A 16,879-nucleotide genomic window follows, 5' to 3' on the forward strand; every position below is an offset into this window, starting at 1 on the left:
CCGCTTGCACCCGGCGCCGCACGCCGCACATGGGCCTGCATGGCTTCTGAGCTGACCCTTTCGCTGCATTCCCGCATCGCCGACATCCCGGCCGAGGAATGGGATGCCTGCAATGAAACCGGGAATCCCTTCACCTCCCACGGCTTCCTCCTCGCGCTTGAGGAATCGGGCTGCACGGGCCCGCGCACGGGATGGCTGCCGCAGCATCTGGCGCTGCGCGACACCGCCTGCGTGCTCCTCGCCGTCGCCCCGGCCTATGTGAAGAGCCATTCCTATGGCGAATACGTCTTCGACCATGGCTGGGCCCGCGCCTTCGAGAATGCGGGCGGCGAATACTACCCGAAGCTCCAGGTCGCCGTGCCCTTCAGCCCCGTTCCCGGCCCGCGGCTGATGCTGCGCCCGGGCCTCGGCGTACCGCATGCGGCGCTGGCCCAGGCCCTGGCCCAGGCGACGGAGGCGCTGAAGCTCTCCTCCTGCCACGTCACCTTCTGCACGCGGGAGGAATGGGACGCCCTCGGCGAGGCCGGCTGGCTCCAGCGCATGGGCATGCAGTTCCACTGGACCAATGAGGGCTATGGAAGCTTCGACGACTTCCTCGGGGCCCTGTCCTCCCGCAAGCGCAAGGCCATCCGCCGCGAGCGGCGCGACGCGCAATCCGCCGGCCTGACCATGCGCACCCTCCGCGGCAGCGAGATCACGCCCGAGATCTGGCGCCGCTTCCACAAGTTCTACCGCAGCACCACCGACCGCAAATGGGGCAGCGCCTATCTCACCGCGCGCTTCTGGCCGCTGATGGCGGAGCGAATGGGCGACAAGGTGGTGCTGATGGTGGCGGAGAAGGACGGCGTTCCCGTGGCGGGCGCGCTGAACCTGATGGGGCGCGACGCGCTCTATGGCCGCAACTGGGGCAGCCTGGTGGAGGCGCCCTTCCTGCATTTCGAGCTCTGCTACTACCAGGCCCTGGACTTTGCGATCGCCCATGGGCTGAAGCGCGTGGAGGCCGGGGCGCAGGGCGAGCACAAGATCCAGCGCGGCTACCGCCCGGTGCCGACCTATTCCGCGCATCTCATCGCCCATTCCGGCCTGCGCCGCGCCGTGAGCGATTTCCTTCGCCAGGAGCGCGCTGCGATGGAGCAGGAGATGGCGGAGCTGGACACCCTCTCTCCCTATCGCCGCGACGGCGAGGAGGCGTGCTGACCGCCTACGCCCAGCTCGCCGGCTCCATGATCCTCACCGGCGCGAATGTGGCGGTCTCCAAGGCGCTGGCGGCGGCCCTGCCGATTCCCCTCATCCTCGGGCTGCGCTGCCTCATCGCCTGCGCGGTGCTGCTGCCACTGGCCCTGTGGCGGGACGGCACGCCCCGGCCGGGCCGGCGCATCCTCGGCAATCTTCTCCTCCAGGCGATCGCCGGCACGGTGCTCTACAATGTGGCGCTGCTCTCTGGCCTGCGCCTCACCACCGCGCTGGAAGGCGGCCTTGTCCTTGCCACCATGCCGGCGGTGGTCGCGGTCGGAAGTGCCTGGTGGCTGAGCGAGCGCCTGCCCCTGCGCGGCTGGGCGGCCGTGGCGCTGGCCATGGGCGGGATGGCCGCCATCGTCCTCGCGCGCGGCGGGGAAGGGGAGGGCGGCAGCCTCCTCGGCAACGGTCTCGTTTTTCTCGGTGTCTGCGGGGAAGCCGCCTATGTGCTCCTGGCCAAGCGCGCCGCCGGCGCCCTGCCGCTCCTGACCGCCAGCCTCTGGATGCAGCTTTTCTCCGCCGCGCTGCTGCTGCCGGCCTGGTTGCCGCAGGCCGGAGCCATGGCCAGCCTCGCCGATCCCTTCCTCCTCGCGCTGCTCGTCTTCCACGGCCTGACGGCGAGCGTGATCTCCCTCCTGCTCTGGTATGGCGGGCTGCGCCGTGCCCCCGCGGGCATCGCCGGCCTGTTCAGTGCCTTCCTGCCGGCCACGGCCGCAGCCTGCGCGATCCTCTTCCTCGGCGAGGCGCCGAGTGTGACCCACGCCTTGGGATTTGGTTTGCTCCTGGCCAGTATGCTCCTGGCCACCTGGCCATCGAGGACCGCGCGTTGAGACCCTGGCTGACGCTGACGGTTCCCGAGCTTCTGGCAGCGCCGCCAGAGGACATCGCCGCCCGCCTTGCCTTCGCCCAGGCCGCCCGGCACGCGACACTGGAACTCACCCAGCGGGCCGCCTGGATTGCCACCGCACGGCTTCTCCAGCTTGCCCTGGCCATGCCGGAAGCCTCGGGCTGGAGGGTTATGCTCGAATATGACCTGCTCCGGCTGGAGAAGCGCGCGGATTGCGTGATCCTGACGGACCGCGCCGTGCTGGTGCTTGAGATCAAGGACGGGGCCACGGCCCACACACTGGCGGACCTGAGGCAAGCCGAGGATTACGCGCTGGATCTGCACGATTTCCACGCGGGATGCCGCCATGTCCCGGTGGTTCCCATCCTGGTCGCCACCCGTGGCGCGGCGATCCCTTTCGATCCACCGCTCATCTGGCAGGGCGTTCCGCCCCATCCTTTCCGGGCAAATGGCCGCTCGCTTGCCACGACGCTGCAGGCGATCCACGCTTCCATCGGCGTGCCCGCGACCGCGCTGGACCATGCCGGATGGCTCTCCGCTCCTTATCGCCCCGTGCCTAATGTGCTCGAAGCCGCCGCGATGCTCTTCGACCGGCATCGCAGCGCCGAGATGGTATCCGCCCGGGCCGATGCCGCGAATCTTACCCGCACCACGGAGGCCGTGCGACGCGCCATCGAGGCTGCTCGGACACAAGGCAAGCATCTTGCCGTTTTCGTCACGGGCATTCCTGGCGCGGGCAAGACGCTCTGCGGTCTGAACATCGTCTTCGGCGCCCTGCGCGGCGACGGCGCCGCCTTCCTGACCGGCAACACGCCGCTGGTGGAGGTTCTTCGGGAGAGCCTGGTGCGGCAAGCCGCGCCGGATGGCGGGCGCCCACGCATGCAGGCCCGTGCCCAGGCCGTCACGGCCCTGCAGAATGTCCACCGCTTCCTTGAGCACTACGTGGAGCGCTCTGCCGAGAAGCCGCCCGAACGGGTCATCGTCTTCGACGAGGCGCAGCGGGCCTGGGATCGTGCCCAGGCCACCAAGCCCTCCCAGCGCCGCGGTGCGAGCAAGCTGCGGGACAGCGAGCCGGCCGATACGCTGGAGATCATGGCCCGCCATGCCGACTGGTCGGTCATCGTCGCCCTGATCGGCAACGGCCAGGAGATCAACACGGGCGAGGCCGGGTTGGCCGAATGGGGAAGGGTGGTGGCGCAGAGCCCGGGCTGGCAGGCTGTCGCGCCATCCCGCGCCCTGTCCGCACCCCTGCCGTCCCAGCGCCTGGCGGAAGGACCGCAGCCCTGGCTAGGCATCGACGATGATCTGGACCTGACCATCCCCATGCGCTCCGTGCGGGATCCGCAGGGCGCGCCCTGGGTGGATGCGGTGCTGGCCGGCCATGCCGGCGAGGCCGCCCGGATCGCCCGGGATGCCGGCGGGGTCCCCTATTTCATGACACGAGACCTCGGCGCGATGCGCGCAGCCCTGCGCCATCTTTCACGCGGGATGCGCCGGGCGGGGATCGTCGCCTCCTCCGGTGCGCGCCGGCTGCGCGCGGAAGGGCTTGGCGTGCAGGCTGCCGACATCCCCCACTGGTTCCTGGATCGCTGGCCGGATATCCGCGCCTCCGACGCGCTGGAAACCTATGCCACGGAGTATGATTGCCAGGGCCTGGAGTTGGACCAGGTCGGCCTCGCCTGGGGCGGCGACATGCTGCGTCTCGGTGGCGTCTGGCGCATGCGCAGCCTTTCCGGAAGCCGGTGGAACACGGTCAAGAATGACACGGAGCGCGCCTTCATCCTCAACACCTACAGGGTCCTGCTCACCCGGGCCCGGTATGAAACGGTGATCTGGGTGCCGCCGGGCAGCCCGGCGGCGGATGGTCCCTGGCACGATCCCACCCGCAACGCGGAGGAGATGGACTCGGTGGCTTCCTATCTCACCGCCTGTGGTGTGCGCGCCCTGGAGGTACGTCCGGCCGCCGCAGCCCTGGCCACTCTCCTTTGATCCCATCCGCTCGCAGGATGCCCGACGCGACCATGCTCCGTGCCCTCCTCGCCCTTCTCCTTCTGGCCACCCCTGCCGCCGCCGCAGAGGTGAAGCTGGCCACCTGGAACATCGCCTGGCTCACCACGCGAGCCGCCGGCGACCCGGACCTCCCGCGCGATGTCGCATCCCGCGGGCGGGAGGATCTGCAGCGCCTGCGAGGCTACGCCGCCCGCCTCGCCGCCGATGTGATCGCCCTGCAGGAGGTGGATGGGCCCGAAGCCGCCGCCCTGGTGCTGGATCCGGCCCAGTGGCGCTTCTTCTTCCCGGAGGAGCGGGACATCCAGCGCAGCGCCATCGCCGTGCGCCGGAACCTGCCCGCCCGCCAGAACCCGGACCTGGCGGAACTCGATTTACGCGCCGGCGCCCGCTTCTCGCTCCGGCGCGGGGTGGATGTGACGGTCGGCGAGGGGAGCAGGGCGCTCCGCGTTCTCTCGGTGCATCTCAATGCCGGCTGCCGCGAGCCGGATGACCAGGGCCGCGAATGCGAGAGCCTCACCCGCCAAGCGGAGGTGATCGCCGGCTGGATCGGGGCGCGCCACCGCGCCGGGGAGGCCTTCGCGATCGCGGGCGACTTCAACCGCCGCTTCGACCGCGACCCCGCCATCCTGCCGGCGCTCGAACGCGCCGCTCCTCTGGCCCGCGCCACGGCCGGGCGTTCGAATCCCTGCTGGGGCGGGCGGCCCTTCATCGACCACATCCTGCTGGGGGGCGCGGCGCGCGAATGGCTGGTGCCGAACAGCCTCCGCGTCCTCGTCTATGCCGAGCGCGAGCCGGAATGGCGCGCCCGCCTCTCGGATCACTGCCCGGTCAGCGTGATGCTCGACATCCGCTGAGCCGCTGGCGCGTTGCATCCGCAACCACAGCCCGAGAACCTGCATGTCCGCCCATCCCGATCTTCGCGCCTTCGCAGCCGCCTGTCAGGTCACGGATCGTGCCGCCTTCTCCCTCGCTGGCCGCCGCACGGATGAGGATGGTGGGCTCGGTCTGGGCAAGAAGGCGGGGGAGGAACTCCTGCCTGAGATCGTCGCCCGCATAGCAGCCCAGCAGCAGCGCCTCTATGCGGATGCCCGCTGGTCCGTCCTCTGCCTCCTGCAGGGCATGGATGCCAGCGGGAAGGATGGCACGATCAAGCACGTCTTTTCCGGTGTGAATCCGCAGGGCGTGCATGTGGAATCCTTCTCAGCCCCCAGCACGCTGGAGCGTTCCCACGGCTTCCTCTGGCGCCATAACCTCGCCCTGCCTCGGCGCGGCCGCATCGGCGTGCACAACCGCTCCTGGTATGAGGAGGTGCTGGTGCCCCGCGTGCAGCCCTCCGTGCTGCAGGCCGCGCCGCTCCCGGCCGGGCTCACCGGGCCCCAGATCTGGGCGGAGCGCCTGGAGGACATCGTCGCGCATGAACGCTACCTCGCGCGCCAGGGCATGCTCATCCTGAAATTCTACCTCCATCTCGGGGCGGAGGAGCAGCGCGAGCGCCTGCTGGAGCGTATCGACGACGAGGCCAAGAACTGGAAGTTCCAGGCCGGCGACATCGCCGATCGGGCGCGGCGCGACGCCTATCTCGCCGCTTATGACGAGGCCATCCGCGCCACGGCCTTCCCGCATGCGCCCTGGTACGTCATCCCGGCTGACCGCAAGTGGCTCGCGCGGCTGCTGATCGCCGAGACGATCGCGGGGGCGATGGAGGCGCTCGACCTCCAGTTTCCCCAGCTTGACCCGGGCGCGAGGGATTCCCTTCTGCGCGCCAGGGACGCTCTGGCCTGAGCGCCATCCGGCCCGGCAGCCGCGCCCGGGCGGTGCGCGACCGGGACCGGGCAGCCGCGTTAGGGGAGGGATGATCTCCCGCCGTCTCCTGATCGCGGCCGCCCTGCCGGCGGCCGCCTGCTCCCCTCTGGATATCGCGAACGGGCTGACGCCTGGCGGCGGCATCAGCCTCGCCGAGGGCCTGCCCTACGGGGCCGGCGAAAGGGCACGCTACGATCTCTACACGCCCCCGGGCGCGGCGGCAGAAGCGCCGCTGATCGTGTTCTTCTATGGCGGCGGCTGGCGGTCCGGGGATCGTGGCGACTACGGCTTCGTGGCCCGCTCCCTGGCTTCGCTCGGCGTGCTGGTCGCGGTGCCGGATTACCGGCTTTTCCCCGGAACACGCTGGCCCGGCTTCGTCACGGATGGCGCGGCGGCGGTCCGCGCGATCCGTGCCGGTCCGGGCGCGGGGCGGCCCGTTTTCCTCATGGGGCATTCGGCCGGGGCCTTCATCGCCCTCGCCTTGGCCCTGGACCCGGCATGGCTCGGCGCGGAGCGGCGGGAGTTGTCAGGATCGATCGGCCTCGCCGGGCCCTACGCATTCGGGCCGGAGGATGACCCGAACGGCATCTTCGCGCAGGCCCCGGGCGGGCATGCGCACGCCGCGCCGGAGGACCCGGCTGCGATGCGCGGAGCAGCGCCGCTGCTGCTCCTTCAGGGCGAGGCGGATGAGACGGTGCGCCCGGTGCAGGCGCCACGCCTGGCCGCACTGGCGAGGAATGAGGGTGTGAAGGTGAGCACCCGGCTTTATCCGGGCCTCGGGCATATCGGGATCATCGCCGCAGTGGCGAGGCCCCTGCGCGTCCTTGGACTGGAAGGTGCGCCGGTGCTGGATGATGTGGGCCGTTGGATCCGCGGCCTGCAGGGCTCCGCGACGGTGAGTCAGTCCGTTTCGATGCGCAGAGCCTTCTGATCGGTCCAGCCGATTTCGGGGCGGGCTCCCAGCCTCCCCTTGGGACCCTTGCCGGGGATCACGACGAACGGATCCTCTCCGGGGTGCGCCCGCATCCAGTCATCCAGCGCTTCCAGCGCCGCAAAACTCGTCTCCCCATTCACGGCGTAAGCCATGCCATTCCGGTCGAAGCGCGCAATCGGCTTGCCGGGCACACCCCAGGCACCATCCAGCCGCTCCCAATCCGGATGTGCCTCGCGGCGGGGAAGGACCACGTGATCCAGCAGGCTGCGGAAATCGGGATGCACCGCCATGTGGATCGGGCCATCCCGACCGGCCGCCTCTCCCTCGCCATCCATGCCGAGCATGTCCATGCTGCCGGAGCGGCTTACCATCCGCCTCCGCGCCAGCGTCAGGACTGCAACGAGAAGCAGGAAGGCAAGGATCACCAGCCCCATCGGGCTGAAGATCGATTGAAGACGTCCCATGGCGGCCGCTCACCTCCTACTGTGATCGGCCGCCATGGAGCCCCCGGAGGGGGAAGGGGTCAACCCGCCGCTTCCGGCTCCCGCTCCGCCTCGCCATCGCCATCCGGGCCACCGGAGCCCTCATCGGGCTTGGGCAGGGCCGGCGGCGGCGCCTCGGCGATGTCGAAGGTCAGGGCATCCTCCTTCAGCCCCACCTTCACGGAACCACCCTTCACCAGCCGGCCGAAGAGCAGTTCCTCCGCCAGCGGCTTCTTGATGAATTCCTGGATCACGCGAGCCAGCGGCCGCGCGCCATAGAGGCGGTCGTAACCCTTCTCGGCCAGCCACTCCTTGGCGGCGGAGGACAGCTCGATCGTCACGTTCCGATCCGCGAGCTGGGCCTCCAGCTGCATCACGAACTTCTCGACGACGCTGCCGACAATCTCCGGGGAGAGATTGGCGAAAGGCACCACCGCATCCAGGCGGTTGCGGAACTCCGGCGTGAACATCCGGTTGATCGCCTCGGTATCCTCGCCCACCCGCTGCACCGCGCCGAAGCCGATGGCGGGCTTCGCCATATCCGCCGCGCCCGCATTGGTGGTCATGATGAGGATGACGTTGCGGAAATCGACCGTCTTGCCGTTGTGGTCCGTCAGCTTCCCGTGGTCCATCACCTGCAGCAGGATGTTGTAGAGATCCTGGTGCGCCTTCTCGATCTCATCGAGCAGGAGCACGGCATGCGGGTGCTGGTCGATGCTGTCGGTCAGAAGCCCGCCCTGGTCGAAGCCCACATAGCCCGGAGGCGCGCCGATCAGCCGGCTGATGCTGTGCCGCTCCATGTACTCGGACATGTCGAAGCGGATCAGCTCGATGCCGAGCGTCTTGGCGAGCTGCTTGGCCACCTCCGTCTTGCCGACGCCCGTGGGGCCGGAGAACAGGTAGTTGCCGATCGGCTTCTCCGGATCCCGCAGCCCGGCCCGGGCCAGCTTGATCGCGGCGGAAAGCGCCTCGATCGCCTTGTCCTGGCCGAAGACCATCGACTTCAGGTCGCGCTCCAGGCTCTTGAGCGTCTCCTTGTCGTCGGTGCTGACGGACTTGGGTGGGATCCGCGCGATCTTCGCGACAATGTTCTCCACGTCCTGCAGTGTGACGGTCTTCTTCCGCTTGTTCTCCGGAAGCAGCATCCGGGAGGCGCCGACCTCGTCAATCACGTCGATCGCCTTGTCCGGCAGCTTCCGGTCGTGGATGTACTTGGCCGAGAGCTCCACCGCGGCGCGGATCGCCTCCGGCGTGTACTTCACCTTGTGGTGCTTCTCGTAGTTGGTCTTCAGACCCGTCAGGATCTTCACCGCATCCTCGACGCTCGGCTCGTTCACGTCGATTTTCTGGAAGCGGCGGACCAGTGCGCGGTCCTTCTCGAAGTGCTGCCGGTACTCCTTATAGGTGGTGGAGCCGATGCAGCGCAGCGTGCCCTGGGCGAGCGCCGGCTTCAGCAGGTTCGACGCATCCATCGCACCGCCCGAGGTCGCACCGGCACCAATGACCGTGTGGATCTCGTCGATGAACAGGATCGCGCCGGGCTGCTGCTCCAGCTCGTTCACCACGGCCTTCAGCCGCTCCTCGAAGTCACCGCGATAGCGCGTGCCGGCCAGCAGGCTGCCCATGTCCAGCGCGTAGATGGTGGACTTGAGCAGGACCTCGGGCACGTCCTCCTCGATGATCCGCTTGGCCAGCCCCTCGGCGATGGCGGTCTTGCCCACGCCCGGGTCGCCCACATAGAGCGGGTTGTTCTTGGTCCGGCGGCACAGGATCTGGATCGTGCGCTCGATCTCCTCGGCGCGCCCGATCAGCGGGTCGATCTTGCCCTGGCCAGCCTTCTTGTTGAGGTTGACGCAGTAGTTCGACAGCGCGTCGCCGCCGCGCTTGGCTGCGCCGTCACGGCGCTCCTCGCCGCCGCGGTTCTCGTCCTGGCCCTCGCCATCCTTGCCGGCATTGCCCTGCACGGGGCGTGCCTGGCTGCGGCCCGGGGCCTTGGCGATGCCGTGGGAGATGAAGTTCACCGCATCGAGCCGCGTCATGTCCTGCAGCTGCAGGAAGTAGACCGCATGGCTCTCGCGCTCGCTGAACAGGGCCACCAGCACATTGGCGCCGGTCACCTCGTCGCGCCCGGAGGACTGGACATGGATCGCCGCGCGCTGGACCACACGCTGGAACCCGGCGGTGGGCTTCGGGTCGCCCCCGCGATCGGTCACCAGCCCGGCCAGGTCCTTGTCGAGGAACTCGGCCAGGTCGCGCTTCAGCTTGTCCACATCCACGCCGCAGGCGCGGAGGACGGTCGTCGCATCCGTGTCTTCCGCGAGGCTGAGCAGCAGGTGTTCCAGCGTGGCATATTCATGCCGGCGCTCGCTGGCCAGGCCCAGGGCGCGATGGAGCGTCTGTTCAAGGTTACGGGACAGCATAATCGACGCTCCCCTATCTCAACCGGCCGCCGGGATCTCCCGCGGGGCGTCCCCATGGACGCCAAGCTTGGGGCGGCCGTCACTTAGAAGCCTATATTGTGACCCAACTCCCGAACGCGAATAGAAGGGGTGGGTTACGCGTTGTTTCAGTGTTTCGCCCGGGGCGCCTTACCGGCCGGTTGACCGGGCCGGCGTCCCGAATCAGTCCTTCTCGATCGTGCACTGCAGAGGGTGCTGGTTCTGCCGGGCCAGGTCCATCACCTGGGTTACCTTCGTCTCAGCCACCTCGTAGGTGAACACGCCGCAGACCCCCACCCCGCGCCGGTGGACATGGAGCATGATGCGGGTCGCCTCGTCCCGGTTCTTCTGGAAAAAGCGCTCCAGCACGTGCACCACGAACTCCATCGGGGTGTAGTCGTCGTTGAGCATCAGCACCTTGTACATGGTGGGCTTGCGCGTCCGGGGGCGCGCCTTCACCACCACGCCGGTCGCGGGCCCGCCATTGTCGGTGCCTGCCCCGCCATCACCCGGCGGAACAGCCGGGCGCGAGGGGCCATTCCCCTTGTCGGGGTCCTCGGGGTTATTGCCCGTCATGCCGCCCGGGCGCCTGTCCTGCTCTCTCATCGCCCCGCCATGGTCTCACGGATCATCGGCCTGCCAAGGGGCCGCCGCGTCCGCCGCGCTACAATTGTCGTGGAAGGATATCGGAACGTGCCGCGCGAGGTGAAGTGTCCCGCTGCCTGACGGATATGGGAGACTGGCGCCTGCCTTGCCAGGGGGCGCTTGCCTCAGGGCTGCCATGCCGCGGCGGCCACTACCCCCGGGCTGCCTTCCGTGGCGCAGGCCCGCAACGCCAAAGGCCCCGCCCACCCACCCCGTAGGGCAGGAGGGCAGGGCCCCCGGATCAACGGTCCGGCGGAAAGCTCCGCCAGCCCGGGTCGGATGGCCGGCCTCAGCCGGCCATCCCTGTCTTCAGGCCGCGAGCGGCTTGGCGGCGCGCTCCATGGCGAGGGAGACGCGCTGGGTCACCGGGGTGGCGACCTGCTCGGCCAGGCGGAGGGAGGCCTCCTGCAGCTTCGCGGTCTCGGACATCACCTTGTCCATCGTGCCGCGGGCGTAGTTCGCCTGGATCTCGGCGGCTTCCTTCAGGCTCTTCACGCCGGCCAGGGCGCGGGCGCCCTCAAGGGCATGATCCGTCAGCGACTGGCCGAAGGCGAAGAACTGACGGCTGAGGTCCTGCGTGCCCACCATCCAGGTCTGCGCCACCTGGGCCAGGGTCTCGGCATTGCCGCGGGAGAACTCGGCGAACTCCTGGGCGGCCTTGAAGCTGCCCTCGGCGGCCTTGCTGGCCTGCTCCATGCTGCGCTCCATGGTGGTGCGGAGCTGGGTCGTGCCGGCCTCGGCGAAGCCGGCGGTCTTCGCCGTGGTCGTCTCGGCAGCCTGGCTGATGGTCGAGGTGGCGTTGGTCACGGTGTCGGTCGCGAGGCGGGCAACCTTGGGGCTCTCATTGGCCATGGGGGCATCTCCTGGAGTTTGGTTGGGCATGCCATGATTGGTGCCATGGCTTTGCTGCGGTGCAACATGGTCGTTGTAGCGACTGTCATAAAGCCCGGTCCACAACTTTTTTGCGGCGCAGCATGATTTTCCGCGGTCGGCGTGAAACCCTTTCGTGCGTCGCTGGAAAATCCTGCAATAACCGGATTGTAGGGTTTTATCCTGCAACTTGCGGTGGACAGGCGCGGCCATGCCCCCGTATCGTCCTGCCCGCGTGGCTGGGGGGCCATGCCGCGAAACCGGTTCCGCGGGGGCGGAGCCGGAGCGAAAAGGGGGATGATCATGGCAAATGGTTTGGCGGCCTGGTGCGGCCTGCGTCGGGATGGCGTGCGGTCGATGGCCAGGCGAGCCGGCTGGGCCGTGGCGCTGCTGCCCGCGCTCCTGGCCGCCCAGCCGGCCGCGGCGCAGATCGGCAGCGAGCGCTATGCCTCCTTCGTCATGGATGGCCGCACCGGCCAGGCGCTGGGCGGCGCCAATGCGGACGCACCCCGCTACCCCGCATCCCTGACCAAGATGATGACCCTCTACATGCTGTTCGAGGCGATGCGCGAGGGACGCATCACCATGAACAGCCGCATCTACATCAGCGAGGAGGCGAATAGCCGCATCCCCTCTAAGCTGGGCGTTCCCCCCGGCATGACCATCCCGGTGGAAATCGCGATCTACGCCCTCACCATGAAGTCCGCCAACGACGTGGCGACGGCGGTGGGTGAGGCCCTGGGCGGAAGCGAAGACCGATTCGCCCAGATGATGACCCAGAAGGCGCGCCAGCTGGGCATGACCAACACCACCTTCCGCAACGCCTCCGGCCTGCCGGACTGGGACCAGGTGACCACGGCGCGGGACATGGCCACGCTGGGCCGCCGCCTCTTCCTCGATTTCCCGGAACGCTGGCACTACTTCGGCAATTCCAACATTCGCACCGGCAACTACGCTTTCCGCAACCACAACCGCATGCTCACCGAGTATGAGGGCGTGGATGGGGTGAAGACCGGCTTCATCAACGCTTCCGGCTTCAACAATGTCGTCTCGGCCCAGCGCCAGGGGCAGCGGGTCTTCGTCTCGGTGTTCGGCGGCTCCTCCTGGGTGGAGCGTGACCGCCACGCGGCCCTGCTGCTGGATGACGGCTTCTCGCGCCTCGGCGTCGCGCCGCCCGCACGCGCGCCGGAGACCGGAATGGTCATGGCGCGTGCACCCGCCGTGCTCAGCCGCGCCCGCGCCGCCACCGTGGAAACCGTGGCCGCGCCGCGCCCCGGCATCCGCCAGGTGGCGCTCCGCGTCTCCCGGCCGGTGCTGGCCCGCCCGGACACGGCCGCCCAGGCACGCGGCCGCCGCGCCCCCGCGGCCGTCACCCCGGTGGCCCAGCCGGCGCCGCGTGCCGGCAGCCGCGCCACCGCCGCCCGCACGCGCCGTGTGGTTGAGCAGGGTGATGGCGGACGGGTTGTCCGCGTGGCCGCGCCGCGCCCGGCTGCCTCGAAGCGCGCCGCACCGCCGGCATCCGCGCTGCGGGCAAAGCCGGCGCGCCGCTGAAGGCTGCCGGCGCTTCACGGAAGTTATGGAGGGGACCGGCTCGCCGGTCCCCTTTCTCGTTCAGGCCATCCCGCCGCGGGCGGAAACGGGCCAGAGGCATTCCACCCGGCCGTTCCGCACGCCCACATACCAGTCGTAGCGATCCACCGTCGGGTCGCAATGGCCCGGCACCAGCCGAAGCCTCTCCCCTAGCTTCGGCTGCACGCCCCCCTCGACCACCAGGGAGCCATGCTCGTCCGAGGCGCCCACATAGCGAATGCCCGGACGATCCCAGACCAGGGGAAGACCGGAATCCACCGCCACCGCCTTGTGCCCGGCATCCAGCACCGCCATCCCGTCCCGCGGGGCGGACATGACCTGGGACAGCACGAACAGGCTCTGACGGAAGGCGGGCGGCTCGCCATTGGCGGCGTAATCGGCATCCATGAAGGCGTAAGAGCCCGCCTGGATCTCGGTCCAGAGCCCCGACTCCAGTTCCAGCTCATAGGTGCCGGTGCCCGCGCCGCCCACGATGGGGCAGGGCAGGCCGCGTTGGGTGAGCTGCTCAACGGTCCGCCGCACACCCTCGGCCGCGAAGCCGATGGCTTGGCGCCGTTCCTCCAGGGTCCGCCTGTGCTGGGCATTCCCGTGATAGGCCTGCAGCCCGCCGAAGATCAGGTGCGGGGAGGCGGCGATGCGCTCGGCCAGCGCAACCGCCGCCGGCCCGGGCGGAACGCCGCAGCGCCCCGCGCCGACATCGATCTCCACCAGCACCTCCATCCGCCGCCCGGCCGCCTCGGCCACGGTGGCGATGGTGTCGATCCCCGCCGCGTCATCCGCGCAGACCGCCACCTTGGCGATGCCGGACAGGGCCGCAAGGCGCCGCAGCTTGCGGGCATCCACCACCTGGTTCGAGACAAGGATGTCCGGCACGCCGCCCCAAGCCAGGGCCTCGGCCTCGGCCACCTTCTGCACGCATTGCCCCACCGCGCCGCGCTTCATCTGCTCATGCGCGACAACGGCCGACTTATGCGTCTTCGCATGGGCGCGCAGCTTGGCGCCCGTTCCCGCCAGCCGCGCGGCCATGGCGTCCAGATTGGCCTCGAAGGCGTCGAGGTCGAGAAGGAGGGCGGGGGTGTCCACCTCCTCCTCGCGCATGCCGGGTTCGGCGGGGGGCGGCTGCAGCATGGGTGTACTCCGTGATCGCCGGGATTCTACCGGGCGGCGGGCTGGCCGCCAGGGGCTGTCCGTCAGCGCGCCGCGGCGATCAGCACTTCGGCCGGGACGATGCCCAGGAAGCGCCAGCCAGCATCACCGGGCCGAAACAGCGCCAGGCTTCCTTCCGGGAACTCGGCCTGGGCGAGAGAGCGGCCCAGGATCATCCCGAGCGGAACGATATGCCCCACCATCAACCGGTTGCCGCCGCGAATCCGTTCGCCGAGCAGCGCCGAAATCTCCGCCGCGTCCTGCCGCGCATCGCGGCGCGTGTAGTCATCGGCGATCAGGGCGGGGTGGATCCGCGCCGTGCCGAAGGCCAGCCGGGCGGTGTCCTGTGCGCGGAACACCTCGCTGGTCAGCACCTCGGCCGGGGGCACGCCCAGGCGCCGCATGGCCGCGCCGAGATCCCGGGCCATCGCCTCGCCAGCCGGGCTGAGGTTGCGCTGTCCGCCGCGGTCTCCCAGCCGGCCCGTATCCACCTGGCTCCGGTCGGTCGTCGCGTGGCGCATATAGATGTTCAGCCCGCCCTCGCGCAGCAGCGGCAGGGCCTGTTCGGCCGGAAGCAGGGCAGGCACCTGCGCCTTGGCGGGGGCGGCAGCGAGAAGGAGCAGGAGGGAGCGGCGTCGCATGGCGCCATCCTGGCCTGGCCTGTCCCCGGGGCAAGTCCGAATCAGCGCTGCGCCAGGAAGCCTGGCACGATCCAGGCCCGCGCACGGAGCGGCCCGCGCGCCGTCATCACCCGTACGGGCAGAAGGCGATAGCACGCGCCCTCATACCTCTTCAGCGCCACCATGGCGCGCGGCACGGGGCGGATGAGCATGCCCTCCACGCGGGCACCGGGGCAGGGAAGAAGCGTGGGATAGGGCGTTCCCCGCAGCATCCCGCGCGTGAAGCCCGGCAGGCTGGCCGGCCGCATCCGGCGCGGCAGCCCGGCATCGCCGGACCGGCGCGCGAGGATGCGCCGGTCCAGCAGGGTACCGTAGAGAAAGACCGGGTTCAGTGCCCGGCATTCTCCCCGGAGAAGTCCGGCGCCGCGAGGCCACTGGCTTCCAGCTGGCGTGCGATACCGGCCTTCAGCCGCTCCAGCCCCTCGGCACTCTTCGCCTCGGCGCGGGCCACCAGCACGGCCTGCGTGTTGGAGGCGCGCAGCAGCCACCAGCCATCCTCGGTCAGCACGCGCACGCCGTCCACGTCCTGCACCTTCGCACCCTCGGCGGCCAGGCGGTCCTTGACCTCCTTCACCACCACGAACTTGCGGTCCTCCGCGCAGTCGAAGCGCAGCTCCGGCGTGTTGATGACCTTCGGCATGGCCTCCCGCACCTGGGAGAGCGTTTCGTCCATGCGTGCGATGATGCCCAGCAGGCGCACGGCGGAATAAGGCGCGTCGTCGAAGCCGTACCACTTGTCCGCGAAGAAGATATGGCCGGACATCTCGCCCGCCAGCGGGGCGCCCGTCTCGGCCATCTTGGACTTGATCAGCGAGTGGCCCGTCTTCCACATCAGCGGCGTGCCACCGGCCTTCGCCACCTCGTCGAACAGCACCTGGCTGGCCTTCACATCGGCGATGATCGTGCCGCCCGGCTTGCTCTTCAGCACGTCGCGCGCCAGCACGACGAGAAGCTGGTCGCCGAACAGGATGTTGCCCTCATTGTCCACCACGCCGATGCGGTCCGCATCGCCGTCGAAGGCGATGCCGAGATCGGCGCCCTGGCGGGCCACCTCGGCGATGATCTGCTCAAGGTTCTTGGCCACCGTGGGGTCGGGATGGTGGGCCGGGAAGTTGCCGTCGATCTCGCCATTGATGACGACATGCTCGCCCGGCAGGCGGGCCGCGAGCATCTTCGTGATCTCGGCGCCCGAGCCATTGCCCGGATCCCACACGACCTTCAGCTTGCGGTCGCCGCCGTCATAGTCCTGCATCAGGCGGGCGACGTAATCCTCGGCGATGTCCACCTGGCGCGAGGAGCCCTGGGCCTCCGCCACCACATCGCCCTCGGCCGCCATCTTGCCGAGGTTCTGGATGTCGGCGCCGAAGAAGGGCTTCTTGCCGATCATGGACTTGAAGCCGTTGTAGTCCGGCGGGTTGTGGCTGCCGGTCACCATCACCGCGCCATCCGTGCCGAAGTGATAGGCGGCGAAATAGAGCATCGGCGTCGGCGCGCAGCCGATGCGGATCACCTCCATGCCCGAAGCCATGAGGCCGGCCACCAGCCGCTCCTCCAGCGTCGGCGAGGAGAGGCGGCCGTCATAGCCGACCGCCACCTTCGTCCCGCCCTTGCGCGAGACGATGGTGCCGAAGACCCGCCCGATGGCGAAGGCGTCCTCGCCGGAGAGGGTTTTCCCGACCACGCCGCGGATGTCGTACTCGCGCAGGCTCGTCGGGTCGAAGCGGTGGCTGAAATTCGGCATCACGGGCGTCTCTTTGACTGAATTGGCTCAGGGTCGACCGATGGACTGGTATGCGAAGCCGGCTTCTCGGAAGGCCTCTGGGTCCCAGGCGTTTCGGAGGTCGAGGACGGTGTTGCCCTGCATGGCCGAGCGGAGGCGTTCGGGCGAGAGGGCGCGGAACTCGTTCCACTCGGTCAGCAGCACGAGGGCATCCGCGCCTTCGGCCGCGTCGAGGGCGGTTTCGGCGAACTGGGTGGCAGCCGGCATGAGCTGGCGGGCATGGGCGGGCTGTGGGTCGTAGGCGCGGATGGTTGCCCCGGCCTGGGCGAGGCGGGGCACGACCACGAGGGAGGGGGCGTCGCGCATGTCGTCCGTCTCGGGCTTGAAGGTCAGCCCGAGCACCGCGATCGTCTTGCCCGCCACCGAGCCGCCCATGGCCTGGATGACGCGATCCGCCATGGCTTCCTTGCGCGCCTCA

The 16,879-nt window shown here is 69.4% G+C and carries 16 protein-coding genes; 7 read left to right on the forward strand and 9 right to left on the reverse strand.

Going from position 1 to position 16,879, the window contains the following annotated elements; genetic code table 11:
• Positions 1-39 precede the first annotated feature (39 nt).
• From J8J14_RS18570 to J8J14_RS18595, 6 genes are all read left to right on the forward strand, one after another.
• Positions 40-1,197 carry a GNAT family N-acetyltransferase gene (locus tag J8J14_RS18570; RefSeq protein ID WP_209381044.1) on the forward strand — a complete coding sequence of 386 codons (1,158 nt, stop codon included), beginning with the start codon at positions 40-42 and terminating at the stop codon, positions 1,195-1,197.
• Entirely contained in the window at positions 1,191-2,066 is an 876-nt protein-coding gene (locus tag J8J14_RS18575; RefSeq protein ID WP_342452486.1) for a DMT family transporter, read from the forward strand. The genes J8J14_RS18570 and J8J14_RS18575 overlap by 7 nt, the downstream gene beginning before the upstream one ends.
• A complete protein-coding gene (locus tag J8J14_RS18580) occupies positions 2,063-4,072 on the forward strand; it encodes a DNA/RNA helicase domain-containing protein (RefSeq protein WP_209381045.1) in 2,010 nt (669 codons plus the stop codon). Before J8J14_RS18575 ends, J8J14_RS18580 begins: the two co-directional genes overlap by 4 nt.
• Before the next feature lie 17 nt (positions 4,073-4,089).
• The gene (locus J8J14_RS18585; RefSeq protein ID WP_245215942.1) at positions 4,090-4,947 is read left to right on the forward strand and encodes an endonuclease/exonuclease/phosphatase family protein; all 858 of its coding nucleotides are present in this window, start codon (positions 4,090-4,092) and stop codon (positions 4,945-4,947) included.
• A gap of 43 nt (positions 4,948-4,990) precedes the next feature.
• Positions 4,991-5,875 carry a PPK2 family polyphosphate kinase gene (locus J8J14_RS18590; RefSeq protein ID WP_209381046.1) on the forward strand — a complete coding sequence of 295 codons (885 nt, stop codon included), beginning with the start codon at positions 4,991-4,993 and terminating at the stop codon, positions 5,873-5,875.
• 70 nt (positions 5,876-5,945) lie between these two features.
• Positions 5,946-6,827: an alpha/beta hydrolase gene (locus J8J14_RS18595; protein WP_209381047.1), complete on the forward strand. Its 882-nt coding sequence runs from the start codon at positions 5,946-5,948 to the stop codon at positions 6,825-6,827.
• Here the strand turns inward: J8J14_RS18595 and J8J14_RS18600 are convergent.
• The 4 genes from J8J14_RS18600 to J8J14_RS18615 form a co-directional block, all read right to left on the reverse strand.
• Complete coding sequence (locus J8J14_RS18600; protein ID WP_209381048.1) at positions 6,797-7,294, reverse strand: hypothetical protein; 498 nt, start codon at positions 7,292-7,294, stop codon at positions 6,797-6,799. The two genes, J8J14_RS18595 and J8J14_RS18600, sit on opposite strands and share 31 nt — an antisense overlap.
• Positions 7,295-7,353: 59 nt before the next feature.
• Positions 7,354-9,732 carry an ATP-dependent Clp protease ATP-binding subunit ClpA gene (clpA, locus tag J8J14_RS18605; RefSeq protein ID WP_209381049.1) on the reverse strand — a complete coding sequence of 793 codons (2,379 nt, stop codon included), beginning with the start codon at positions 9,730-9,732 and terminating at the stop codon, positions 7,354-7,356.
• 201 nt (positions 9,733-9,933) lie between these two features.
• Positions 9,934-10,326, reverse strand: a complete 393-nt coding sequence (gene clpS, locus J8J14_RS18610; RefSeq protein ID WP_245215943.1) for an ATP-dependent Clp protease adapter ClpS — start codon at positions 10,324-10,326, stop codon at positions 9,934-9,936.
• Between the two features lie 378 nt (positions 10,327-10,704).
• Positions 10,705-11,247: a phasin family protein gene (locus tag J8J14_RS18615; RefSeq protein ID WP_209381050.1), complete on the reverse strand. Its 543-nt coding sequence runs from the start codon at positions 11,245-11,247 to the stop codon at positions 10,705-10,707.
• A 375-nt stretch (positions 11,248-11,622) separates the two neighbouring features.
• Between J8J14_RS18615 and J8J14_RS18620 the strand changes: the two genes are divergently transcribed.
• Positions 11,623-12,816, forward strand: coding sequence for a D-alanyl-D-alanine carboxypeptidase family protein (locus J8J14_RS18620; RefSeq protein WP_209381051.1), 1,194 nt, complete (start codon positions 11,623-11,625; stop codon positions 12,814-12,816).
• A gap of 60 nt (positions 12,817-12,876) precedes the next feature.
• Here J8J14_RS18620 and J8J14_RS18625 read toward each other — a convergent pair whose 3' ends face one another.
• The 5 genes from J8J14_RS18625 to J8J14_RS18645 form a co-directional block, all read right to left on the reverse strand.
• Entirely contained in the window at positions 12,877-13,983 is a 1,107-nt protein-coding gene (locus tag J8J14_RS18625) for a DSD1 family PLP-dependent enzyme (protein ID WP_209381052.1), read from the reverse strand.
• Between the two features lie 62 nt (positions 13,984-14,045).
• On the reverse strand, positions 14,046-14,642 hold the full coding sequence (locus tag J8J14_RS18630) for a histidine phosphatase family protein (protein WP_209381053.1): 597 nt from the start codon (positions 14,640-14,642) through the stop codon (positions 14,046-14,048).
• A gap of 41 nt (positions 14,643-14,683) precedes the next feature.
• Complete coding sequence (locus tag J8J14_RS18635; RefSeq protein WP_280842988.1) at positions 14,684-15,013, reverse strand: gamma-glutamylcyclotransferase family protein; 330 nt, start codon at positions 15,011-15,013, stop codon at positions 14,684-14,686.
• Positions 15,010-16,422: a phosphoglucomutase/phosphomannomutase PgmG gene (gene pgmG, locus J8J14_RS18640; RefSeq protein ID WP_209381054.1), complete on the reverse strand. Its 1,413-nt coding sequence runs from the start codon at positions 16,420-16,422 to the stop codon at positions 15,010-15,012. The genes J8J14_RS18635 and pgmG overlap by 4 nt, the downstream gene beginning before the upstream one ends.
• A gap of 27 nt (positions 16,423-16,449) precedes the next feature.
• On the reverse strand, positions 16,450-16,879 hold a 430-nt coding region (locus J8J14_RS18645), incomplete at its 5' end, for a UDP binding domain-containing protein (protein ID WP_280842983.1).

This window comes from Pararoseomonas baculiformis (genome assembly GCF_017813395.1).
In the GTDB taxonomy this organism is placed as follows: domain Bacteria; phylum Pseudomonadota; class Alphaproteobacteria; order Acetobacterales; family Acetobacteraceae; genus Roseomonas; species Roseomonas baculiformis.